A 23314-nucleotide genomic window follows, 5' to 3' on the forward strand; every position below is an offset into this window, starting at 1 on the left:
TGGCTCCATGAAGCACTCACCGCGTCTTAGGACGGTACTCAGCTGCTCCGTGCTGGTCGCGTCCCTGGGGGCCGGCGCCACCGCCTGCGGGCCCGGAGACAACCCGCTGTCAGCCCGCCCGTACGACGCGGGCGACCAGGTCGTCTTCAACCAGCCCCCCGGCGGCCGGCCCCTCGACCCCGAGAAGCCCTTGGAGATCACCGCCAAGGGGACCGGCCGCAACCGGATCACCGACGTGTCCGCCGTCGACGCCCAGGGCCGCAGGCTCGCCGGCGAGCTGAGCGCCAAGGGCGACCGATGGCACAGCACCGCCCCGATGGCCGCCGGCGCCCATTACACGGTCCTGGTGAACACCGAGGACGAGCGCGGGGCTCCAGGGCAGCGCAGGCTGACGTTCAAGACCACTCCGGCCAAGCAGGTCCTGAAGGTCGAATTCGGGCCGGACGAGGGCAAGTACGGCGTCGGGCAGCCCATCACGGCCGAACTGAACGAGCCCCTCACGGACAAGGCCGCCCGCGCGATCGTGGAGCGGGGCCTGGTCGTCGACACCCCGCCGGGCGTCGAGGGCGCCTGGCACTGGGTGGACGACAAGCACCTGCACTTCCGCCCGAAGGATTACTGGCCCGCCCACTCCGCCGTCTCCGTACGGAGCAATCTGGAGGGCATCAAGATCTCCGACGAGTTCCACGGGGCCGCCAGCAAGCCGCTGGCGCTGGAGATCGGGGACCGGGTCGAGGTCACCACCGACGCGTCCTCGCACTACCTCACGTTCGAGCGCAACGGAGAAGTGATCAACACCATTCCGGTGACCACCGGAAAGCCCGGCTTCTCCACCCGCAACGGGGTCAAGGTGGTCCTCGGCAAGCAGTACTTCGTCCAGATGCGCGGCGACACCGTCGGCATCGGCGGTAGCGAGTACTACAACCTGCCCGTCTACTACGCGACCCGCGTCACCTGGAGTGGTGAATACGTGCACGCCGCGCCGTGGTCCGTGGGCTCGCAGGGCTACGAGAACGTCAGCCACGGCTGCACCGGCATGAGCACGGGCAACGCCGCCTGGTTCTACGAGAACATCACCGAGGGCGACATCGTCCGGGTGATCAACAGTATCGGCGACGACATGGAGCCCTTCGGCAACGGCTTCGGCGACTGGAACCTGGACTGGAAGGAGTGGCGCGAGGGCAGCGCCCTCCTCAAGGGCACCCAGGAAGGCCGCAGTCCGATCGACAAGGCCCGCCTGCGGCCGACGGTCTAAATGGGGTCGGCTTCGCCTCCGGGGCCGCTGGTGTCGGCTCCAGGCGGGCGTGCGTCCTCGAAAACCGCTCGTTCCTCGCGGTTTCCTCCGGGCGCTCGCCCGCCTTCGCCGACGCGGCCCCTTCGGCTCAGCCGACCCGTGCAGGCTTCGGCCGGGCACGAGCGGTGGTGTCCCCCTGACGGGAGCCGAAAGGGTGCGGTCAGGAGGAGTTGGCGGCGAGGCGGGGGCGCAGCAGGCCCGCCAGGGCGTCCGCGAACTCCACCGGGTCGACCGGCAGGGTCACCGCCGCGTCCGCACGGCTCCAGGTGGCCAGCCAGGCGTCCTGCGGACGCCCCATCAGCAGCAGCACAGGCGGGCATCGGAAGATCTCGTCCTTGATCTGCCGGCACACACCCATGCCCCCGGCCGGAACCGCCTCGCCGTCCAGCACGCACACGTCGATCCCGCCCGCGTCCAGCTCGCTCAGGACGGCCGGGAGCGTGGCGCATTCCACGAACTCGACCGGCGGCAGGTCCGCGGCCGGCCTGCGCCCGGCCGCCAGCCGCACCTGCTCCCGGGTGCTCGCATCGTCGCTGTAGACCAGAACCCGTGCAGTCGACCGCATTTCGTTCCTCCACGGTGCCGTGAATAACGTTGATGTTGCGCGGGATGCTACTCCGTCCGACCCGGTGTCAACATCGGTTCGGACAGCCCCGCCGATGAACGCGCCGGGCCGATCTGATGGGCCGTTCGGGCCTTGCACACGCCCCTGACACTCCGAACGGCACCCCCCGGGGTGAGGGCGGGATAAGCGACCGACATAATGTCGGTCGTGGCGACAGCAACGACAGTAGATACCGGGCACGCGCACCCGACGGTCAACCGGCCGAACCTCGTCAGCGTCGGAACCATCATCTGGTTGAGTTCCGAGCTGATGTTCTTCGCGGCCCTCTTCGCGATGTACTTCACCCTGCGATCCGTGACAGGTGCCGAGTACTGGGCAGAGCAGGCTTCGGCCTTGAATCTGCCCTTCTCGGCGACGAACACGACGATCCTGGTGCTTTCCTCCCTCACCTGCCAGCTCGGCGTATTCGCCGCAGAGCGCGGTGACGTGAAGAAGCTCCGGTCGTGGTTCATGATCACGTTCGTCATGGGTGCGATCTTCATTGGCGGCCAGGTGTTCGAGTACACCGAGCTGGTCAAGCACGAGGGCATGAGCCTCTCGTCCGGTCCGTACGGCTCCGTGTTCTACCTGACCACCGGGTTCCACGGTCTGCACGTGACGGGCGGTCTCATCGCCTTCCTGCTGGTCCTCGGCCGGACGTACGCGGCCAAGAGGTTCACCCACGAACAGGCCACGTCGGCCATCGTCGTGTCCTACTACTGGCACTTCGTCGATGTCGTCTGGATCGGCCTCTTCGCGACGATCTACCTGATCAAGTAGCGAACACGTCACCGGGCGAGACCCGGCACTCCATCCAGAAACACCGACGCAGAAGATCCTGACACCGGGGTAATCCGTGAAAAAGCTCTCCGCACGACGACGCCATCCGCTGGCGGCGGTCGTCGTTCTACTCCTCGCGCTGGCGGCCACCGGGGGGCTGTACGCCGCCTTCGCCCCCGCGGGCAAGGCGCAGGCCGATGAAACCGCCCAGTCCCTCGCCATCGAGGAGGGCAAGAAGCTCTACGCCGTGAGCTGCGCAAGCTGCCACGGAACCGGCGGTCAGGGTTCCACTGACGGCCCCAGCCTGGTAGGCGTCGGCTCCGCGGCCGTCGACTTCCAGGTGAGCACGGGCCGCATGCCCGCCCAGCAGCCCGGCGTGCAGGTGCCGAAGAAGCCGGTCGTCTTCGACCAAGCGCAGACCGACCAGCTCGCCGCCTACATCGCCTCCCTCGGCGCCGGCCCGATCGTGCCGACCGAGAAGCAGTACGACCCGGCGGGCGCCGACATCGCCAGGGGTGGTGAGCTCTTCCGCAACAACTGCGCGCAGTGCCACAACTTCACCGGCGAGGGCGGCGCACTGACGAACGGCAAGTACGCCCCCAACCTCGAGGGCGTCGAGCCGAAGCACATCTACGAGGCCATGCTCACCGGCCCGCAGAACATGCCCTCCTTCCCGGACAGCACCATGCCGACGAAGGAGAAGAAGGACATCATCGCGTACCTCCAGCACGTCAACGGCGATAAGTCGACCAGCCCCGGTGGCCTCGATCTCGGCGGCCTCGGCCCCGTCTCCGAGGGTCTGTTCGGCTGGATCTTCGGTCTGGGTGCGCTGATCGCTGTCGCCGTCTGGGTCGCGGCCCACACCGCTAAGGCCAAGAAGTCATGAGTAGCCAAGACATTCCCGAAGAGAAGCACCTGCCGAGCGAGCAGGGCGACGCGCACCACGGTGGCGTAGCAGTCGCGGACGACCCGTTCGCCGACCCGGGCCTGCCGGTCCACAAGCCCCGTATCCAGGACATCGACGAGCGGGCCGCGAAGCGCTCCGAGCGCACCGTGGCCATGCTGTTCACGCTGTCGATGCTGGCCACGATCGGCTTCATCGCCTCGTACGTGACCATCCCGGTCGACAAGATCGTCTACATCTTCCCGATCGGGAAGGTGAGCGGGCTCAACTTCGCCCTCGGCATGACCTTGGGCGTCGCCCTCTTCTGCATCGGCGCGGGCGCGGTCCACTGGGCCCGCACCCTGATGTCCGACGTGGAGGTCGCCGACGAGCGCCACGAGATCGCGGCGCCGCCGGAGGTCAAGGCGAAGGTCCTGTCGGACTTCGCCGACGGTGCGAACGAGTCCGCCATCGGCCGCCGTCCGCTGATCCGCAACACGATGCTGGGCGCGCTGGCCATGCTGCCGCTGTCCGCCGTCATGATCATGCGCGACCTGGGCCCGCTGCCCGAGGACAAGCTGCGCCACACGGTGTGGGCCAAGGGCAAGCTGCTCATCAACGACAACACGCTGGAGCCGCTGCGTCCCGAGGACGTGCAGGTCGGTTCGCTGACCTTCGCCAGGCCCGAGGGCCTGGAGGAGGAGCAGCACGACTTCCAGACGCAGATCGCCAAGGCCGCCCTGATGATCGTCCGCATCAAGCCGGAGGACATCAAGGACAAGCAGGAACTCGAGTGGTCCCACGAGGGCATCGTGGCCTACTCGAAGATCTGCACCCACGTCGGCTGCCCGATCAGCCTGTACGAGCAGCAGACGCACCACGTGCTCTGCCCGTGCCACCAGTCCACTTTCGACCTCTCCGACGGCGCCCGTGTCATCTTCGGCCCGGCCGGCCACGCGCTTCCGCAGCTGCGGATCGGCGTGAACGGCGAAGGCTTCCTCGAGGCGCTCGGCGACTTCGAAGAGCCCGTCGGTCCTGCATTCTGGGAGCGCGGATGAGCACTGCCACCGATTCGAAGCGCAAAGCGCCGGCCGGCGAGCGGGTAGCCGACTGGGCCGACGGACGCCTGGGCATCTACAGCCTGGCCAAGTCCAACATGCGCAAGATCTTCCCGGACCACTGGTCCTTCATGCTGGGTGAGATCTGCCTCTACAGCTTCATCATCATCATCCTCACGGGTGTGTACCTGACGCTGTTCTTCCACCCGAGCATGAACGAGGTCGTGTACCACGGCTCGTACGTGCCGATGCAGGGCGTCCAGATGTCCGAGGCCTTCGCCTCGACGCTGGACATCAGCTTCGACGTCCGCGGTGGTCTGCTCATCCGGCAGATCCACCACTGGGCGGCCCTGATCTTCGTCGCGGGCATGCTCGTGCACATGATGCGCGTCTTCTTCACGGGCGCGTTCCGCAAGCCGCGCGAGGTCAACTGGATCTTCGGCTTCCTGCTGCTGGTCCTCGGCATGTTCACCGGTTTCACCGGTTACTCCCTGCCGGACGACCTGCTCTCGGGCACCGGTGTCCGCTTCATGGAGGGCGCGATCCTCTCCGTGCCGATCGTCGGCACGTACCTGTCGTTCTTCCTCTTCGGCGGCGAGTTCCCCGGCGGCGACTTCGTCGCGCGGTTCTACTCGATCCACATCCTGCTGCTGCCCGGCATCATGATGGGCCTGCTGGTGGCCCACCTGATCCTGGTCTTCTACCACAAGCACACCCAGTTCGCGGGTCCCGGCAAGACGAACAACAACGTCGTCGGCATGCCGCTGCTGCCGGTCTACATGGCCAAGGCCGGAGGCTTCTTCTTCCTGGTCTTCGGTGTCATCGCGGCCATCGCGGCGATCGCCTCGATCAACCCGATCTGGGCGCTCGGCCCGTACCGCCCGGACCACGTGTCCACCGGCGCGCAGCCCGACTGGTACATGGGCTTCTCCGAGGGCCTCATCCGTGCGATGCCCGGCTGGGAGATCAACCTCTGGGGCCACACGCTCGTCCTGGGCGTGTTCATCCCGCTGGTGATCTTCCCGCTGGTACTGGCCACGATCGCGGTGTACCCGTTCGTCGAGTCCTGGGTCACCGGGGACAAGCGCGAGCACCACATCCTGGACCGCCCGCGCAACGTCCCGACCCGCACGGCCTTCGGTGTGGCATGGCTGACGTGGTACGTCATCCTGCTGATCGCCGGTGGAAACGACATGTTCGCGCAGTACTTCCACCTGTCGATCAACAACATCACCTGGTTCGCCCGTATCGGCTTCTTCGTCGGCCCGGTCATCGCGTTCGTCATCACCAAGCGGATCTGCCTCGGCCTCCAGCGCCGGGACCGGGACAAGGTGCTGCACGGTCGCGAGACCGGCATCATCAAGCGCCTGCCGCACGGTGAGTTCGTCGAGATCCACGAGCCGCTGAATCAGGGCAAGCTGCACACGCTGACCGCGCACGAGCAGTACAAGCCGGTCGAGATCGGCCCGACGGTCGACGAGAACGGCGTCGAGCGCAAGGTCGGCCGTATGGAGAAGCTCCGCGCGAAGCTCAGCAAGGGCTACTACGCGGAGGACAGCCAGATTCCGAAGCCCACGGTGGAGGAGTACAAGGAGATCCAGAGCGGCCACGGCCACCACTGATCCCGCTTGAGGGACTGATTTCGGTCAGTCCTGGTGTCGCCACGGCGAGAGCCCCGTCCAGTGTCCGGACGGGGCTCTTTGCCGTCCCCGGGGCTGGATAGGCTGGAGCCCTGCCCATTCGACCTGGACCCCGACATCGGGTGGCCGACCAACAGCAGGAGCGGACCATGAACGTTGTGACCCCGGCAGGCGGCGACAGCGTGGCGGCCCGTGGCTGGCCGGGCGTCCTCGACGCCCTGCTGACCGGCCAGGACCTGCGCGCCGAGGAAACCGCCTGGGCCATGGACCGGATCATGCGCGGGGAGGCCACCGACGCCCAGATCGCCGGCTTCGTGGTGGCGCTGCGGGCCAAGGGGGAGACCGTCGCGGAGATCAACGGCCTCGTACGGTCCATGTACGGGCACGCCAACCTGATCGAGGTGCCGGGCCGGACGGTGGACATCGTCGGCACCGGTGGCGACGGGGCCAAGACCGTGAACATCTCGACGATGTCGTCGATCGTGGTGGCCGGTACGGGTGCCAAGGTGGTCAAGCACGGCAACCGGGCCGCGTCGAGCGCGAGCGGTTCGTCGGACGTGCTGGAGAAGCTCGGGGTCAACCTGGACCTCAGCCCGGCGCGGGTCGTCGAGGTCGCGGAGGAGGCCGGGATCACCTTCTGCTTCGCGGTCAAGTTCCACCCGGCGCTGCGTCACGTGGCCGCGGCCCGCAGGGAGCTGGGCATCCGGACCACCTTCAACTTCCTCGGCCCGCTGACCAATCCGGCGCGGGTACGGGCGCAGGCCACGGGCGTCGCGGACGCCCGGGTGGCCCCCATCGTGGCGGGCGTGCTGGCGGAGCGCGGCTCCTCGGCACTGGTGTTCCGCGGTGACGACGGCCTGGACGAGCTGACGACCACCGCCACCTCCCGGGTGTGGTGGGTCCGCGACGGCCGGGTGGACGAGCAGTCCTTCGACCCGCGCGACGTGGGCATCCCGCTGGTCGACGTCTCCGCGCTGCGGGGCGCGGACGCCTCGTACAACGCGGACGTCGCCCGCCGCCTGCTGGCCGGCGAGACGGGCCCGGTCCGCGACGCGGTGCTGCTGAACTCGGCGGCGGCCCTGGTGGCCCTGGACCCCGGCACGGGCTCCCTGGAGGACCAGATCCGCGCGGGCATCGCCCGGGCGGCGGAAGCCGTCGACTCGGGCGCCGCCCGGGCGGCCCTGGACCGCTGGGTGGCGGCCAGCAACGCGTAGCGGTACGAGAAAGGCGTGAAACAGGTGGCCCCGGTCCAGCATGCGGACCGGGGTCTTGCGCGTGAGGGATCTTGTGGCAGGATGCAGACCAGGTCACGAGTGACAGCGTTTAGGCCCCGGCTTGCTGTCCGGCAACCCTCCTTCCGTGGCGGGGTGCCCCGGGTGATGACCAGGTCGTAGGCAGAAAGGCCTACGGCAAGCGCGGATCCCTCGACACCAGGGGTCCTGGTCTCTCGAGGAGCGTTTTCCGTGAGCAAGCGAATGCGATAGGGCGACTCCGCCCCCTCTTCACCCTCCGCACGGCCCTCAGCCGTCCGTGCGTCGAGGCAACTCCCGTACCCCACCGCCGCATGCGCATCCGTGCATCCGTGCACCCGCGTACGGGCCGTCCGAAGCCATTCAGCCTGTCCCGCCGGGAGATACCGCCATGTCCACGTACCCGAACGCCGTCGCCACCGCCGCCGTGACCGCCCCCGTTGCCGCCCCTGCCGACCCCGCCTGTGCCGAGCCGCTGCCGGTCCTCGGCCGGGACGTCACCGTCCCCCTCGTCACCGGCGGCGAGGTCACGTACGCGGCCCTCGACTACGCGGCCAGTGCCCCCGCGCTCCAGCGGGTCTGGGACGACGTCGCCGCGTACGCCCCCTATTACGGCAGCGTGCACCGCGGCGCCGGGTACCTCTCCCAGCTGTCCACCGACCTGTTCGAGCAGAGCCGCGCCACGGTCGCCGAGTTCCTCGACTGCCGCCCCGCCGACCAGGTCGTCTTCACCCGGTCCACCACCGACTCGCTGAACCTGCTCGCCGCCGTACTCCCGGCCGGCTGCCAGGTCTTCGTCTTCGAGACCGAGCACCACGCCTCGCTGCTGCCGTGGGCCGACGCGCAGGTCACCTACCTCAACGCCCCGCGGACCCCGGCCCAGGCCGTCGAGACCCTCGAGCGGGCGCTGGCCGACCGTACTGCATCAATTGAAGAGGGCTACGGCCCGGCGCTGGTCTGCGTCACCGGCGCGTCCAACGTCACCGGCGAGCTGTGGCCGGTGAAGGAGCTCGCCGCTGCCGCGCACGCCCACGGCGCGCGGATCGTCCTGGACGCCGCCCAGTTGGCCCCGCACCACCCCGTCTCCGTGCAGGAGCTGGACGTGGACTGGGTGGCCTTCTCCGGGCACAAGCTGTACGCGCCGTTCGGCTCGGGCGTGCTGGCCGGCCGCGCGGACTGGCTGCAGCAGGCGGAGCCGTACCTGGCCGGCGGCGGCGCCTCCCGGAAGGTCGCCCGCCGCGCGGACGGCGGCGTCGACGTCGAGTGGCACACCACGGCCGCCCGCCACGAGGCCGGCTCCCCGAACGTCATCGGCGTGTACTCGATCGCCTCCGCCTGCAAGGCCCTGACCGAGGCGGGCTTCGACAGCCTCGTCGCCCGGGAGCGCCACCTGATCGCCAAGGTCCGCAGCGGCCTGGCGGAGGTTCCGGCGGTCCGGATCCTCTCCCTCTTCGGGGACGAGGCCCCGCGGGTCGGCGTCATCTCCTTCGTCGTGGACGGCTGGAACAGCTCGCACTTCGCGGCCGCGCTGTCGGCGGAGTACGGGATCGGCGTCCGCGACGGCCTGTTCTGCGCCCACCCGCTGGTCCGCACCCTGCTGGGCAGCGAGCCGCAGGCCCAGGGCGAGTGCGGAGCCCCCGAGGCGGCCCCGGGGGAGCGCTCGCTGAACGCGATCCGCGTCAGCTTCGGCGCGGGCACCCCCGACGAGCACGTCGACCGCTTCGTCCGCGCGGTCGGGGAACTCGTCGCCGACGGCGCCAAGTGGCAGTACCGCACGGAGGAAGGCCGCTGCGTGCCGGCCGTGTGACACGCATCCGCCGTGGCGGGGCGACCGGGTGAGGCAACCCCGGCGCCTCAAGCGCCGGCGGGGCTCGATGGGGCCCACCCGGGCCTCACAGGGAGAGCGGAGGCGGGGCGCGGCCGGACACCGGCAGGTGGGGTGGGGGCACTGCGGTGGTGAGTCGAGGACGAGAGGTCACCGCCGCCGGGTGCGGCTCTGATGCGGCCGGGATCCGCGAGCCGGGACGAACCGGGCAGCGCTACGCGTCGAGGCCGATGGCGAACGCGGCTTCCAGGTCGTGCTGGGAGTAGGTGCGGAACGCCACGTGCGTGTCCGTCGCCTCCACGCCCGGGATCTTGCTGATGCGGCCCGGGATGATGTCCGCCAGGTTCTCGTGGCGGGCCACGCGGACCAGCGCGATCAGGTCGTACGTCCCCGTGACGGAGTAGACCTCGCTGACGTTGTCCAGCGCGGCGATCGACTCGGCGATCTCGGGGATGCGGTCCACGCTGGTCTTGATGAGCACGATCGCGGTGATCACGGCTGGCTGTCTCCCTCGGTGGCCGTCGCTGGTCTCCTCACTCTAGTCGTACGCCGATACCGCACCCACGCGTAGACGAAGCCGAGCGAGAAGCCCACCACATGGGCCAGGTACGCCACCCCCGGGCCGCTGCCCGCGCGGTGCGCCGCCAGCCACTGGAGGCCGAACCAGAACAGCAGGACGATCCAAGCCGGGAAGCGCAGCGGCAGGAAGAGGAGGAACGGGAACAGGCTCGTGACCCTCGCCCGGGGGAACAGGCACAAGAAGGCCCCCAGCACCGCCGAGATCGCGCCCGACGCACCGACCAGGGTCTGGGCCGAGGAGGTGTTGGCCGCCGCGTACGCCGCCAGGGCCAGGTAACCCGTACAGACGTAGAAGGACAGGAATTCCGGTCGGCCCATCCGCTCCTGCGTCATCACGCCGAAGACGTGGAGGAAGAGCATGTTGCCGAGCAGGTGCAGCCAGCTGCCGTGCACGAACAACGCGGTGAGCGGGGTCAGCAGCGCCCGCGCCGACCCGGTGAACAGCTCGTCCGGGACCACCCCCCAGCGCCGGAAGTAGGCGGTCCCCGTCTCCAGTAACCGCTCGCCCGTGCCGTACGAGGGGTTCAGCCCCGAGGCCGGGCCGAGCAGGAACACCACGCAGCAGCCGGCGATCAGCACGTGGACGACCACCGGGCCCCGGACGGCCTCCCGGAGGGCCTGCCACCTTACGATCATGCGGTTGAGCATGACCCAAGCGGACCCACCCGGAGCACCGGCAGGCCGTAGGGTTACGTGCTGCGGTCCGCCGATTGACGCAGACGGCGGCTTTAATTGAAACAGTTACGAAGGAGAGAGCGGCCTGATGACGGTTCCCCTGCCGACCGACACCACCCGGTGGCGCTGCACGCTGTGCGGCAACCTCACGCGTTTCGACGTCACTCGTTCGTCGAAGGTCGTGGAGTACGTCCACCTGGATCTTGCCGGGGAGCCCAAGGTCGAGGAACGCGAGGTGGTCAATGAGACCATCGAGTCGGTCCGCTGCCGGTGGTGCAACGCGGTGGACCAGATCGAGCTCGTGGACAGGCCGGGCACGGACTCCTGACGGAGCCGGGCCCACAGGTAGATCACGGTAGGGGTGACGGATTGTGGAGCCAGCAAGCGGCGCTGAGCCGGCCGACGCGGCCGGCGACGCCGCAGAGGTGCTCGACCGCCCGCTGCCGGAAGGCGTGCGGCGCCGGGTCGTCGCGCTCGTCTCGGACGCCTTCGGCGGACTGACGGTCGCGGACCTCCCGGCGCAGCTGCGCCAGTACGCCCGGTTCACCCCGACCCGGCGCGCCAAGTTCGCGGGCAACGCCATGGCCGCGGCCGTGGAGGCGGATGCCGTCTTCCGGGGCCGCGTCGCCGAGAAGCTGCGCGAGGCGCAGGCCGAGCTGGCCGGTGCGCTGGAGTCCGGTGCGCCGCCCGCCGCCGCGGACCCGCTGGACGTGGCGGCCGCCGCGTACGTGCTGCGGCCGGTCGGCTGGGTCAAGCTGGTGGCCGCCGCCGGCGAGGAGGCGCAGCGCGCCGACGCCGAGCGGTTCGGCGAGGAGACCCGGCGCGAAATGGACCGGCTCCGCGAGGAACTGGCCCACGCACGGGACCTGCAGCGCCTCGGCGGCGAGCAGGTGCGGGCCGAGCTGGACGCGGCGCGCAAGGAAGCGGAATCGCTTCAGCGCAAGCTGCGCAGCGCCCAGAGTGATGTGAAGCGCGGCGAGGCGGCCCTGCGCAAGGTCACCGCCGAGATCGACGGGATCCGGGGCGAGGCGGCCGCACACGTGGCCGCCGCCGAGAGCGAGACCCGGCGGCTCAAGTCCCGCCTCGCGGAGGTCGAGGCGGCGCTGGAGAGCTCCCGCCGGGTCACCCGCGAGGGCCGCAGCGTCGAGGACATGCGGCTGCGGCTGCTGCTGGACACCGTGCTGGACGCGGCCCAGGGGCTGCGCCGCGAGCTGGCGCTGCCGCCGGTGTCGACGCGGCCGGCCGACACGGTGGACGCGGTGGAGCCGGGCCGGATGACCCCGAAGGACATCGCGGCGCGGGCCCTGTCGGAGACCGATCCGGCGCTGCTGGACCAGTTGCTGGCGCTGCCCCAGGCCCATCTGGTGGTCGACGGCTACAACGTGACCAAGACCGGCTATCCGACGATGCCGCTGGAGAAGCAGCGGCTGCGGCTGCTGGGCGGGCTGTCGATGCTGGCCGCGCAGACCGGCGCGGAGATGACCTGTGTCTTCGACGGCGCGGAACTGGCGGCCCCGGTGCTGCTCGCGCCGCCGCGCGGGGTGCGCGTGCTGTTCTCGAAGGCCGGTGTGACGGCGGACGAGCTGATCCGCCAGCTGGTGCGCGCGGAGCCCCCCGGCCGGCCCGTGGTCGTGGTCTCCACGGACCGCGAGGTGGCCGACGGGGTGGCGAAGGCCGGTGCCCGGCCGGTGGCGTCCGCTTTGTTGCTGAAGCGGCTTTCGCGCGTTTCGTAACTCGTCGACGGAATGCCCGATTTGGCATGGCCGACAGGGAACGTACCGTCAAGTGCCCTGCACAGAGCGTGGGCTGTAGGTAAAGAACCTGGTCGGCAAGCGATTTTTTTCTCGACAGGATTTGAACTGATCACAGCCGGGTCACTAGGGTCTGGTCAAACCTTCGTGCGGTAGATCACTCATTCGGGGTGGCGGCGAAGGTGTCGCCGAGTTGTGTTCCTTCGGCGGCTCCAGGAAGAAGGAGCTCGCCTTCGTGGCGTCCCACCGTCGACCCAAGCAGCCGACCCGCACTCGTGTGACCGTGCTCACCGTCACGGCAGCCGCGGCCGTCGCCCTCTCCGCACACGGCGCCTCCGCCGCTCCGGCCCAGCCGAGCAAGGACGAGGTCAAGGCCAAGGTCGACTCGCTCTACGAAGAGGCGGAGCAGGCCACCGAGAAGTTCAACGGGGCCAAGGAGCGCCAGGAGAAGCTCGAGAAGGAGATAGGCCAGCTCCAGGACCAGGTCGCCCGCGGCCAGGACGAGCTCAACCAGCTGCGCACCACGCTGGGTTCGATGGCCAGCGCCCAGTACCGCACCGGCGGCATGGACCAGTCCGTCGCCCTCTTCCTCTCCGGCGACCCCGAGACCTACCTCGACAAGGCCTCCACCCTGGAGCAGTTGAGCGGCAAGCAGGTCGAAGCGGTCCAGAAGATCCAGGCCAAGCAGCGCTCGCTCGCGCAGCAGCGCCAGGAGGCCTCCGGCAAGCTCGCGGACCTCGACGCCACCCGCAAGGAGCTCGGCGAGAAGAAGAAGGCCTCGCAGGACAAGCTCGCCGAGGCCCAGGCCCTCCTCAACACCCTGACCGCGCAGGACCGCGCGGCCCTCAAGGACGAGGACACCCGCGCCAGCCGCAGCGACAGCGACCGCGCCGACCTCGGCAACGTCAAGGCCTCGGGCCGCGCCGGCGCCGCCCTGGCGGCCGCCAAGACCAAGCTGGGCAGCGCGTACGTCTCCGGCGCGACCGGCCCGAGCGCCTACGACTGCTCGGGGCTGACCCAGTGGGCCTACAAGCAGGCCGGCGTCAGCATCACGCGCACCACCTACACCCAGGCCAACGACGGCACGCGCATCGGCAAGAGCCAGCTGCAGCCCGGCGACCTGGTGCTCTTCTACTCGGACCTGCACCACGTCGCCCTGTACGCGGGCAACGGCATGGTCCTGCACGCCTCCAACCCGCGCGGCGGCGTCAAGTACGAGTCCATCAACAACATGCCGTTCCAGTTCGGCGTCCGCATCGGCTGACCCTCCCGGGTCTCCCTCGCGGGACGCGCCGTACACCGCCCATCCGGGCGAATTCCGCGGCCCCGCTGTGACCACACGCCCCGCCGGTGACCTGCGTCTCCGGCGGGGCGTCACTGTGTGTGCCCTTCCGCGGTCGTTGGCCGGTGTGTGGCCGCGCGGCTACTGTCTGCCAGCGCGGAACCCGGCACACGGCCGTCCACGGGGGGCGGACCCGGTCCCGCGCAGCGGAAGGGAGCGGTTCCTCGTGGCGTCCCATCGCCGGCCCGGGCTCGGCAGTCTCGACCGGAACACCAAGGTCACCGTCCTCACCGCCGCCGCGGCCACCGCCGCGGCAGTCATGGTGGGCGGGGCGGCGAGCGCGGCCCCGGCCCAGCCGCAGGAGCCCCCGGCCGGCGCCCGCGCCCAGGTCGACCGGCTCTTCGAGGAGGCCGAACAGGCCACCGAGCGCTACAACAAGGCGGGCGAGCGCGCCGACCGGCTGCGCACCGAGATCGACCGGGCCCAGGACGCACTGGCCCGCGGCCAGGACCGCATCAACACCATGCGAGGCGTCCTCGGCACCTTCGCCGGAGCCCAGTACCGCTCCGGCGGCATCGACCCCGCCGTCGAGCTGATGCTCTCCGAGGACCCGGACGAGTACCTCGACAAGGCCTCCCAACTCGACCGGCTGACCGACCGGCAGGCCCGCCGGCTCGACGAACTGCGCAAGGAGCAGCGCCGGCTGGGCCAGCAGCGCCACGAGGCCTCGCAGAAGCTCGCCGAACTCGACGCCGTACGCGCCGACGTGGCCCGCCAGAAGCGTGCCGTCACCGCCAAGCTCGCCGCGGCCCGCCGGCTCCTGAACGCCATGCCCTCGCAGGAGCGGGCCGACTTCGAGCGGGCCTCGCGCTCCGGCGACCGCCCGGAGGGCCTGCCCGAGCCGAACTCGTTCGGCCCCTCCTCGGGGCGCGCCGCGACCGCCGTGATGGCGGCCCGGGCCGCGGTCGGCCGCCCGTACATCTGGGGCTCCACCGGGCCCTCCGGGTTCGACTGCTCCGGGCTGATGGTGTGGTCGTACCGGCAGGCCGGCGTCTCCCTGCCGCGTACCTCGCAGGCCCAGCGGTACGCCGGCCGCCAGGTCCCGCTCTCGCAGGCGCAGCCCGGCGACCTGGTCACGTACCGCTCGGACGCCAGCCACGTCGGCATGTACGTCGGGAACGGGCAGGTGGTGCACGCCCCGTACCCGGGGGCGCGGGTGCGGTACGACCCGGTCGGGATGATGCCGGTGTCCTCGGTGACGCGCCCTTGATGCAGGCCGTGCGTACGATCGTCGGATGTCCCCGGTCCGTCGGCTCCTCGTACGCGCGCTGCCGCTCCTGCTGAGCGTGCTGCTCGCGGGGTGCGGGGCGCCTGCGGCGCGGGACGCAGCCGAAGGGGACATCCGGGAGGCCGTGGCCGCCTGGTCACGGACACCGCCCGCGCAACTCGCCGGGATCCCGCTGGAGGGATGGGCGTACGAGGTCTCCGCGGTCCGGCGGGACGGTGCCGAGGCCACGGCCCGGGCGGAACTGCACTACCGGCTCACCGGCTACGACACGGCCCCGGCCGGGTCGGCGCGCGAGGTGCGGCTGAGCCGGGACGGCGGGGACGGCGGAGGGTGGCGGGTCACCGGGGACCGGCCCGCGCCGGGCGCCCCGCCGCAGCTGTGGGACCAGGGGCCGGTGGCGGTGGTCCGGGGCGCGCACGCGCTGGTGCTCGGCGTCGGCCGGTCCCCGCAGACCCTGTCCGAGATCGGGGCGGAGGCGGACCGGGCGGTGCCCGCGGCGAGCGCCGCCTGGCCGGGGCCGTGGGCGGGCCGGGTGGTCGTGCTGGTGCCGGACTCGCTGGAGCGGATGGCGGAGCTGCTGGGGCGGCCGGCTGCCGAGTACCGGGGCATGGGAGCCGTCACGACGGGCCGGGTGGGCGCCGCCGCGGCCCCCGCCGACCGGGTCGTCGTCAACCCGGAGGGCTGGGCGGAGCTCAGCGCGGCGGGCCGCGGCGTCGTCCTGACCCACGAGGTCACCCACGTGGCCACCCGCGCCGCGACCTCCGCCCGGACCCCGCTGTGGCTCTCGGAGGGCTTCGCGGACTGGGCGGCGTACCGCGGCGGCGCGACCACCCCGCAGCAGGCCGCGCCGGCACTGGCCCGCGCGGTCCGCCGAGGCGAGCTGCCGGGCGCGCTCCCCGCCGACGAGGCGTTCGCCTTCGGCGGCGACCCGGAGGCACTGGCCCGCGGGTACGAGGGCGCATGGCTGGCCTGCCGCCTGATCGCGGCCAAGTGGGGCGACGCCACACTGGTCCGCCTCTACGAGCTGGCAGGCCGGGGGCCCCTGGCGACGGCCCTGGAGGAAACGATCGGCGGCGATCTGCCCGGCCTGACGCTGGCCTGGCAGGCGAGCCTCCGCCAGGAGCTGGGCGCGCCGTAGGGGTGTCCGGCGGCTGGGCAGGGGCCGCGTGGGGGCGTCCGGTACTTTGGCTGGCGATGCACAAGACGCTGATCGTGACCAATGACTTCCCGCCGCGGCCCGGCGGCATCCAGGCCTTCCTGCACAACATGGCGCTGCGGCTGGATCCCGACCGGATCGTCGTCTACGCCTCCACCTGGAAGCACGGCGCGGAGGGCCGCGAGGCCACCGCCGCCTTCGACGCCGAGCAGCCGTTCCAGGTCGTACGCGACCGTACGACGATGCTGCTGCCGACCCCGCGGGTGACCCGGCGGGCGGTCGGGCTGCTGCGCGAACACGGCTGCGAGTCGGTGTGGTTCGGGGCGGCGGCCCCGCTGGGGCTGATGGGCCCGGCGCTCCGCCGCGCCGGGGCGAAGCGGATCGTGGCGACCACCCACGGGCACGAGGCGGGCTGGGCACAGCTGCCGGCGGCACGGCAGCTGCTGCGCCGGATCGGCGAGGGCACGGACACGCTGACGTACCTGGGCGAGTACACGCGCTCGCGGATCGCCTCGGCGCTGACGGACCGGGCGGCGGCGCGGATGGTGCAGCTCCCGCCGGGGGTGGACGAGAAGACCTTCCACCCCGGGTCGGGCGGCGACGAGATCCGGGCCCGGCTGGGGCTGTCGGACCGGCCCGTGGTGGTCTGCGTCTCGCGGCTCGTCCCCCGCAAGGGACAGGACACGCTGATCGAGGCGATGCCGCGGATCCTGGCCGCGGCGGCGGACGCCGTACTGCTGGTGGTCGGCGGCGGCCCGTACGAGGCGGACCTGCGCGCGCTGGCCGTCTCGGCCGGGGTCGCGGACTCGGTGGTCTTCACGGGCGCGGTTCCGTGGGCCGAGCTGCCCGCCCACTACGGCGCCGGGGACGTCTTCGCGATGCCGTGCCGGACCCGGCGGGGCGGACTGGACGTGGAGGGCCTCGGCATCGTCTACCTCGAGGCCTCGGCGACGGGCCTGCCGGTGGTCGCAGGCGACTCGGGCGGGGCGCCGGACGCGGTGCTGGAGGGCGAGACGGGCTGGGTGGTCCGGGGAGGAGTCCCCGAGGACGCGGCGGACCGCGTGATCGCGCTGCTGCAGGACCCGGAGCTGCGCCGCCGCATGGGCGAGCGGGGCCGCGCCTGGGTCGAGGAGAAGTGGCGCTGGGACCTCCTGGCCGACCGCCTGCGCGAGCTGCTCTGAGCCCGGTCCCGTACCCCTCGTACTCCTCGTACCCCTCGTACTCCTCGGCGATTACGCCGACCAGGGCGCGTCGGGGCCCCGGCCGTGCATGGCCCGCCGGACACGGAAGGCATGTCTGCGGACGTGCACGACGGCTGCGCGCCGGTGAGGAGTGGTGAGGACCGATGGACGACGTGCTGCGCGGCACCGTGGCCCTGGTGACCGGCGCTTCGAGCGGGATCGGCCGGGCGGCCGCCCTGGCGCTCGCCGGGCGGGGAGCCACCGTCGCGCTCACCGCGCGGCGCGGGGACCGGCTCACGGAACTGGCGGCCCAGATCGAGGCCGGCGGCGGCGCGGCACTCGTCCTGCCCGCCGACATCACCGACGAGGCCGAGGCCGCGCGCGTGGTGGAGCGCACGGTCAACGAGCTCGGGCGGCTGGACACCCTGGTGAACAACGCGGGCCTGATGATCCTGGGCCGCGCCGCGCAGTCGGCTCTTGCCGACTGGAAGCGCATGGTGGACATCAACCTGACCGGCCTGATGCACACCACGCACGCGGCCGTGCCGCATCTGGCGAACGCCGCCGGGGACGGGCCCCGGCAGGTCTCCGACATCGTCAACGTGTCCTCCGTGGCGGGCCGCCAGGCCGCGGCCATGGGCGCCGCGTACTGCGCCACGAAGTTCGGCGTGGTCGCGTTCAGCGAGGCGCTGCGCCAGGAGCTGGCGCGGCAGCACGTACGGGTCTCCCTCGTCGAGCCCGGCAGCGTGGACACCGAGTTGCGCGAGCACAATGCCCCTGAGGTGCAGCAGGCGCTGGCGCAGATGCTCGGGAAGATCGAGCGGCTGCAGGCGCAGGACATCGCGGACGCGATCGTGTACATCGTCACGCGGCCGCGGCGGGTCGCGGTGGCGGAGATGCTCGTCCGGCCGACCGAGCAGGTCTGAGGCCGGTTCCGGCTCGCCCCGGACCGGCGCGGTGATCCTCCGCCACATCTGACTGTTCCTCAGAAGTCTGTCAACACCGCCTCTGGGTGGACGGCCGGATTCCGCCCATGATGCGGCCATGACACCTCAGCTGACGCGCCGTCACTTCCTGGGCATCGGCGCCCTCCAGACCGCCGCCGCCCTCGGCTTCACCCGCATAGGCCTGCAATCGGCCGCGGCCGCAGAGCCCGCCGCCGCGCAGTACGCCCCCGCCATCGTCGTGGGCTCCGGCTACGGCTCGGCGGTCGCCGCCCTCCGGCTCGGGCAGGCCGGCGTACGGACCGTCGTCCTCGAGATGGGCCGGCTCTGGAACACCCCCGGCCCGGACGGCAAGGTCTTCCCCTCCACGTCCGCCCCCGACCAGCGGTCCATGTGGTTCCGCACCCGCACCGAGGCCCCGCTCGCCCAGTTCCTCTGGCTCGACGTCGTCAACCGCGACATCAGCCCGTACCCGGGCGTCCTCGACCGCGTGAACCACGGCGACATGTCCGTGTACGTCGGCCGCGGCGTCGGCGGCGGATCCCTCGTCAACGGCGGCATGGCCCCGACGCCCCGGCGCTCGTACTTCTCCGAGGTGCTGCCCCAGGTCGACGCCGACGAGATGTACGGCACGTACTACCCCCGCGCCCGCGCCATGCTCGGCGTCAACGACATCGACCCCGGCTGGTTCGAGTCCACGGAGTGGTACCGGTTCGCCCGGATCTCCCGCAAGCACGCCCAGAACACCGGTCTGCGGACCACCTTCGTGCCCAACGTGTACGACTTCCAGTACATGCAGCGCGAGGCCGCCGGCACCGCCACCCGCTCGGCGCTGGCCGGCGAGGTGATCTACGGCAACAACTTCGGCAAGAAGAGCGTCGACAAGACCTACCTCGCGGCCGCGATCGGCACCGGCAACGTCACCATCGAGACCATGCAGCGCGTCGTCGGCGTACGCCAGGACCCGGCCGGGGGCTACGTACTCACCGTCCGGACCAGCGATCTGACGGGAAGGGTCACCCAGGTCAGGGAACTCGGCTGCAAACAGCTCTTCCTCGGCGCCGGCAGCCTCGGCACCACCGAGATCCTGCTGCGCGCCCGGGAGCGGGGCACCCTGCCCGCGCTCAGCGAGAAGGTCGGGCTCGGCTGGGGCCACAACGGCAACATCATGACCGCCCGCGCCAACCACCTGTGGGACACGGTCGGCTGCAACCAGGCCACCATGCCCGCCCTGGGGATCGACGACTGGGACAACGCCGCCAACCCGGTGTTCGCGGAGATCGCCCCGCTGCCCATGGGCTTCGAGCACTGGATCTCGATGTACCTGGCCATCACCAAGAACCCCGAGCGCGGGCACTTCACGTACGACGCGGCCACCGACTCGGCGCGGCTCAACTGGCGCCGCGACCAGAACACCCCGTCGGTCCAGGCCGCCAAGAACCTCTTCGACCGGATCAACCGGGCCAATTTCACGATCTACCGGTACGACCTGTTCGGCGACAACAGGAACTTCGCCGACAACTTCACGTACCACCCGCTCGGCGGCTGCGTCCTGGGCGACGCGACCGACAACTACGGCCGCGCCAAGGGCTACCAGGGGCTGTACGTGGTCGACAGCTCCCTGATCCCGGGCTCGCTCGGGGTGAACCCGTTCGTCACCATCACCGCGCTCGCGGAGCGGAACATGGCGCGGATCCTCGCCGAGGACCCCCGGTAGCGCACGAGGGGCTCAGCCGCGGTACAGGGCCTCGATCTCGTCCGCGAAGTCCTTCGCCACCACATTCCGCTTCAGCTTCAGCGAAGGCGTGATGTGACCCGACTCCTCCGTGAACTGGGAGGGCAGAATGCGGAATTTCCGCACCGATTCCGCCTTGGAAACCGCCGCGTTGCCGTCGTCCACGGCCTTCTGGACGGCGGCGATGAGGTCCGCGTCCTCGCGCAGCTCCGCCGCCGTGACCCCGGCCGGCTTGCCGTGCTCCGCGGCCCAGCGGCCGAGGAACTCCTCGTCGATCGTGACCAGCGCGGCCACGAACGGCCTCGCGTCGCCGACCACCATGCACTCCGCGACCAGCGCGTGCGCCCGGATCCGGTCCTCGATCACCGCGGGCGCGACGTTCTTGCCGCCCGCCGTGACGATGAGCTCCTTCTTGCGCCCGGTGATCGCGAGGTAGCCGTCCTCGTCGAGGGTGCCGACGTCGCCGGTGTGGAACCAGCCGTCGGTCAGCGCCTCGGCGGTCGCCGCCTCGTTCTTCCAGTACCCGTTGAACACGTGCTCGCCGTGCAGCAGCACCTCGCCGTCGTCGGCGATCCGCACCACGGAGCCCGGCAGCGGCTGGCCGACCGTACCGATCTTCGTACGGTCCCACGGGTTGAAGGCCGTGGCGGCACACGACTCCGTCAGTCCGTAGCCCTCCAGGACCGTGAACCCGATGCCGCGGAAGAAGTGGCCGAGCCGCTCGCCCAGCGGGGCCCCGCCGGAGATCGCGTACTCGCCGCGCCCGCCGAGGACCGTGTGGAGCTTGCTGTAGACCAGCTTGGAGAACAGCTTGTGCTTCAGCTTCAGGCCGAAGGACGGGCCGCCCGGGGCGTCCAGCGCCCGGCTGTACGCGATCGCCGTCTCGGCGGCCGCGTCGAAGATCTTGCCCTTGCCGTCGGCCTGCGCCTTGGCGCGCGCCGAGTTGTAGACCTTCTCGAAGACGCGCGGCACGCCGAGGATCAGCGTGGGCCGGAAGGACTGCAGCTCGTCGGTGAGGTTCTTGATGTCCGGTACGCAGCCCAGGCGGATCGGCGCCAGGACGGCCGCCACCTCCACCAGGCGCCCGAAGACGTGCGCGGCCGGCAGGAAGAGCAGCACGGAGCACTCGCCGGTGCGGAACAGCGGGCTCAGGCGCTCCACCACGTTGCCGCACTCGGCGAAGAAGTTGCGGTGGCTCAGCACACAGCCCTTGGGGCGGCCGGTGGTGCCCGAGGTGTAGACGATGGTGGCCGGGTCGTCGGCGTTCGCCAGCGAGCTGCGCCGGTCGACCTCGTCCTCCGTCACGTCCGCGCCGGCGGCCTGCAGCGCCGCCAGCGCGCCCTGCTCGATCTCCCAGACCTCGCGCAGCTCCGGCAGCCGGTCGCGCAGCGAGGCCACGGCCGCGCTGTGCCCCGGGCTCTCCACGACCACGGCGACCGCGCCGGAGTCGCCGAGGATCCACTGGATCTGCTCGGGCGAGCTGGTCTCGTACACGGGGACGGTGACGGCGCCCGCGCTCCAGATCGCGAAGTCGAAGAGCACCCACTCGTAGCGGGTGCGGGAGATCAGGGCGACGCGGTCGCCGGGCTGGATGCCGGCCGCGATCAGGCCCTTGGCGGCGGCCCGCACCTCGGCGAGGAACTCGGTCGCGGTCACGTCCTGCCACTCGCCGCCGACCTTGCGGGCCATGACGGCTGTGTCGGGATGCTGCGAGGCATTGCGGCGGATGAGATCCGTCAGGTTCCCGTCCGACGGGACCTCGTACAGGGCCGGAAGGCTGAACTCGCGCAAGACTGCTGCTCCTCTGGGCGCCATCGCCACCATGTGGACCGACCGGACGTTACCCACCGGTAGTGGGTTCCGGATAGAGGGAACCGGCCAGATGTTCCGTGCGTCACACGCCACGGCCGTGCCATGCCGACAGTAGTCGACCCCGTTTGCAACTCGGAAGTAACCGCAGGTAGGGAGCCTGTGAAGGTTCCTCTACCCGCGGCACCCGGGTCCCCCTAGGGTGGGGCGCATGGGTGGCAGGAAAAGCAGTACGCGAGTCCACGTCGTCAGCGACGTCCACGGCAACGCCGACGCGCTCGCCCGCGCCGGGGACGGCGCCGACGCGCTGATCTGCCTCGGCGACCTCGTGCTCTTCCTCGACTACGCCGACCACTCGCGCGGCATCTTCCCCGACCTGTTCGGCGTGGAGAACGCCGACCGGATCGTGGAGCTGCGCACCGCGCGCCGCTTCGACGAGGCCCGTGACCTCGGGCGGCGGCTGTGGGCCGGGCTGGACCGGGAACAGCTGATCGAGGGCGCGGTGCGCCGCCAGTACGCCGAGATGTTCGCCGCGTTCCCGCAGCCCACGTACGCCACGTACGGCAATGTCGACATCCCGGGTCTGTGGCCCGAGTACGCCGGCCCCGGCATCACCGTCCTCGACGGGCAGCGGGTGGAGATCGGCGGCCGCGTCTTCGGCTTCGTCGGCGGCGGACTGCCCTCCCCGATGCGCACCCCGTACGAGGTGGACGAGGAGGAGTACGCCGCCAAGGTCGAGGCGCTCGGCGAGGTGGACGTGCTCTGCTCGCACATTCCGCCGGAGGTTCCCGAGCTCTGCTACGACACGGTCGCGCGCCGGTTCGAACGCGGCAGCGAGGCCCTGCTCGCGGCGATCCGGCGGACCCGCCCGCGGTACGCGCTGTTCGGACACGTGCACCAGCCGATGGCCCGGCGCATGCGGATCGGCGGCACGGAATGCGTGAACGTCGGGCATTTCGCCGCCACCGGAAGGCCCTGGGCGCTGGAGTGGTGACCTCGGGGCCCTGGAGCGGTGAGCCCCGGGCCCTGAGCGGTGAGCCCCGGGCCCTGGAGTGGCGACGTCCGCACGCACGGTAGCCTGCACGCGGCGGCCGCAGGCCGCACACTTCCTCGAACAATCCCTGGAGGGGCGACCGCCATGGCCGAACACACCAGCTCGAGCATCACGATCGAGGCGGCGCCGGCCGACGTCATGGCCGTGATCGCCGACTTCGCCCGCTACCCCGAGTGGACCGGCGAGGTGAAGGAGGCCGAGGTACTGGCCACCGACGCCGACGGCCGCGCCGAAAAGGTCCGGCTGCTGCTGGACGCGGGCGCGATCAAGGACGACCACACCCTCGCTTACACCTGGAAGGGTACGGACGAGGTCAGCTGGACCCTGGACAAGTCGCAGATGCTGCGCCAGCTCGACGGCTCGTACCGGCTCGCCCCGCTGGAAGGCGGCAAGCGCACCGAGGTCACGTACCAGCTGACCGTGGACGTCAAGATCCCGATGCTCGGCATGATCAAGCGCAAGGCCGAGAAGGTCATCATCGACCGTGCCTTGGCCGGCCTGAAGAAGCGCGTCGAATCGGCCTGAT

Annotated in this window: 21 protein-coding genes and 1 riboswitch; of the genes, 17 read left to right on the forward strand and 4 right to left on the reverse strand. The window is 71.0% G+C overall.

What is annotated here, in order from left to right; all coding sequences use genetic code 11:
• The first annotated feature begins 7 nt into the window (after positions 1 to 7).
• A complete protein-coding gene (locus tag OHT74_RS27505; protein WP_266667757.1) occupies positions 8 to 1255 on the forward strand; it encodes a L,D-transpeptidase in 1248 nt (415 codons plus the stop codon).
• A gap of 199 nt (positions 1256 to 1454) precedes the next feature.
• On the opposite strand, the gene OHT74_RS27510 is transcribed toward OHT74_RS27505, so the two are convergent.
• Complete coding sequence (locus OHT74_RS27510; protein ID WP_266667759.1) at positions 1455 to 1859, reverse strand: hypothetical protein; 405 nt, start codon at positions 1857 to 1859, stop codon at positions 1455 to 1457.
• Between the two features lie 198 nt (positions 1860 to 2057).
• Here OHT74_RS27510 and ctaE point away from each other — a divergent pair, with 198 nt between their 5' ends.
• The 6 genes from ctaE to OHT74_RS27540 all read left to right on the forward strand — a co-directional run bounded on the left by ctaE (position 2058) and on the right by OHT74_RS27540 (position 9316).
• A complete protein-coding gene (ctaE, locus tag OHT74_RS27515) occupies positions 2058 to 2678 on the forward strand; it encodes an aa3-type cytochrome oxidase subunit III (protein WP_266629975.1) in 621 nt (206 codons plus the stop codon).
• 76 nt (positions 2679 to 2754) lie between these two features.
• Positions 2755 to 3564 (forward strand): cytochrome bc1 complex diheme cytochrome c subunit, encoded by an 810-nt coding sequence (qcrC, locus tag OHT74_RS27520; RefSeq protein ID WP_266667761.1) that lies wholly within the window; start codon positions 2755 to 2757, stop codon positions 3562 to 3564.
• Complete coding sequence (qcrA, locus tag OHT74_RS27525; protein ID WP_328621704.1) at positions 3561 to 4619, forward strand: cytochrome bc1 complex Rieske iron-sulfur subunit; 1059 nt, start codon at positions 3561 to 3563, stop codon at positions 4617 to 4619. The genes qcrC and qcrA overlap by 4 nt, the downstream gene beginning before the upstream one ends.
• Positions 4616 to 6241 (forward strand): cytochrome bc1 complex cytochrome b subunit, encoded by a 1626-nt coding sequence (gene qcrB, locus OHT74_RS27530; RefSeq protein ID WP_328621705.1) that lies wholly within the window; start codon positions 4616 to 4618, stop codon positions 6239 to 6241. Before qcrA ends, qcrB begins: the two co-directional genes overlap by 4 nt.
• 167 nt (positions 6242 to 6408) lie before the next feature.
• Positions 6409 to 7473 carry an anthranilate phosphoribosyltransferase gene (gene trpD, locus OHT74_RS27535; RefSeq protein WP_266994033.1) on the forward strand — a complete coding sequence of 355 codons (1065 nt, stop codon included), beginning with the start codon at positions 6409 to 6411 and terminating at the stop codon, positions 7471 to 7473.
• Between the two features lie 91 nt (positions 7474 to 7564).
• Positions 7565 to 7681: riboswitch (SAM riboswitch) on the forward strand.
• Positions 7682 to 7900: 219 nt separating this feature from the next.
• A complete protein-coding gene (locus OHT74_RS27540; RefSeq protein WP_443047579.1) occupies positions 7901 to 9316 on the forward strand; it encodes an aminotransferase class V-fold PLP-dependent enzyme in 1416 nt (471 codons plus the stop codon).
• 232 nt (positions 9317 to 9548) lie between these two features.
• On the opposite strand, the gene OHT74_RS27545 is transcribed toward OHT74_RS27540, so the two are convergent.
• The gene (locus OHT74_RS27545; RefSeq protein ID WP_030291798.1) at positions 9549 to 9830 is read right to left on the reverse strand and encodes an Lrp/AsnC ligand binding domain-containing protein; all 282 of its coding nucleotides are present in this window, start codon (positions 9828 to 9830) and stop codon (positions 9549 to 9551) included.
• Positions 9827 to 10549, reverse strand: a complete 723-nt coding sequence (locus OHT74_RS27550) for a rhomboid family intramembrane serine protease (protein ID WP_266667770.1) — start codon at positions 10547 to 10549, stop codon at positions 9827 to 9829. Before OHT74_RS27550 ends, OHT74_RS27545 begins: the two co-directional genes overlap by 4 nt.
• Positions 10550 to 10676: 127 nt before the next feature.
• On the opposite strand from OHT74_RS27550, the gene OHT74_RS27555 reads away from it, so the two are divergent.
• The 8 genes from OHT74_RS27555 (at position 10677) to OHT74_RS27590 (ending at position 19907) form a co-directional block, all read left to right on the forward strand.
• Entirely contained in the window at positions 10677 to 10916 is a 240-nt protein-coding gene (locus tag OHT74_RS27555) for a hypothetical protein (protein ID WP_030291802.1), read from the forward strand.
• A gap of 40 nt (positions 10917 to 10956) precedes the next feature.
• On the forward strand, positions 10957 to 12321 hold the full coding sequence (locus OHT74_RS27560) for an NYN domain-containing protein (RefSeq protein ID WP_328623405.1): 1365 nt from the start codon (positions 10957 to 10959) through the stop codon (positions 12319 to 12321).
• A gap of 253 nt (positions 12322 to 12574) precedes the next feature.
• Complete coding sequence (locus tag OHT74_RS27565; protein ID WP_266667773.1) at positions 12575 to 13603, forward strand: C40 family peptidase; 1029 nt, start codon at positions 12575 to 12577, stop codon at positions 13601 to 13603.
• 244 nt (positions 13604 to 13847) lie between these two features.
• Positions 13848 to 14891 carry a C40 family peptidase gene (locus tag OHT74_RS27570; protein ID WP_328621706.1) on the forward strand — a complete coding sequence of 348 codons (1044 nt, stop codon included), beginning with the start codon at positions 13848 to 13850 and terminating at the stop codon, positions 14889 to 14891.
• Positions 14892 to 14916: 25 nt separating this feature from the next.
• A complete protein-coding gene (locus OHT74_RS27575) occupies positions 14917 to 16047 on the forward strand; it encodes a hypothetical protein (protein WP_328621707.1) in 1131 nt (376 codons plus the stop codon).
• A gap of 56 nt (positions 16048 to 16103) precedes the next feature.
• Positions 16104 to 17246, forward strand: a complete 1143-nt coding sequence (locus tag OHT74_RS27580) for a glycosyltransferase family 4 protein (RefSeq protein ID WP_266667777.1) — start codon at positions 16104 to 16106, stop codon at positions 17244 to 17246.
• Between the two features lie 164 nt (positions 17247 to 17410).
• Positions 17411 to 18172 (forward strand): SDR family NAD(P)-dependent oxidoreductase, encoded by a 762-nt coding sequence (locus tag OHT74_RS27585; protein WP_266999390.1) that lies wholly within the window; start codon positions 17411 to 17413, stop codon positions 18170 to 18172.
• 118 nt (positions 18173 to 18290) lie between these two features.
• The gene (locus OHT74_RS27590) at positions 18291 to 19907 is read left to right on the forward strand and encodes a GMC oxidoreductase (protein WP_266667779.1); all 1617 of its coding nucleotides are present in this window, start codon (positions 18291 to 18293) and stop codon (positions 19905 to 19907) included.
• A 12-nt stretch (positions 19908 to 19919) separates the two neighbouring features.
• Here OHT74_RS27590 and OHT74_RS27595 read toward each other — a convergent pair whose 3' ends face one another.
• Positions 19920 to 21716: an AMP-dependent synthetase/ligase gene (locus tag OHT74_RS27595; protein ID WP_266667781.1), complete on the reverse strand. Its 1797-nt coding sequence runs from the start codon at positions 21714 to 21716 to the stop codon at positions 19920 to 19922.
• 229 nt (positions 21717 to 21945) lie between these two features.
• Here OHT74_RS27595 and OHT74_RS27600 point away from each other — a divergent pair, with 229 nt between their 5' ends.
• Together OHT74_RS27600 and OHT74_RS27605 are read left to right on the forward strand one after the other, a co-directional pair.
• Positions 21946 to 22728 (forward strand): metallophosphoesterase family protein, encoded by a 783-nt coding sequence (locus tag OHT74_RS27600; RefSeq protein WP_266994027.1) that lies wholly within the window; start codon positions 21946 to 21948, stop codon positions 22726 to 22728.
• A gap of 144 nt (positions 22729 to 22872) precedes the next feature.
• Positions 22873 to 23313, forward strand: coding sequence for an SRPBCC family protein (locus OHT74_RS27605; protein ID WP_053785166.1), 441 nt, complete (start codon positions 22873 to 22875; stop codon positions 23311 to 23313).
• Position 23314: the final 1 nt, after the last annotated feature.

Source organism: Streptomyces sp. NBC_00354 (genome assembly GCF_036106915.1).
Classification (GTDB): domain Bacteria; phylum Actinomycetota; class Actinomycetes; order Streptomycetales; family Streptomycetaceae; genus Streptomyces.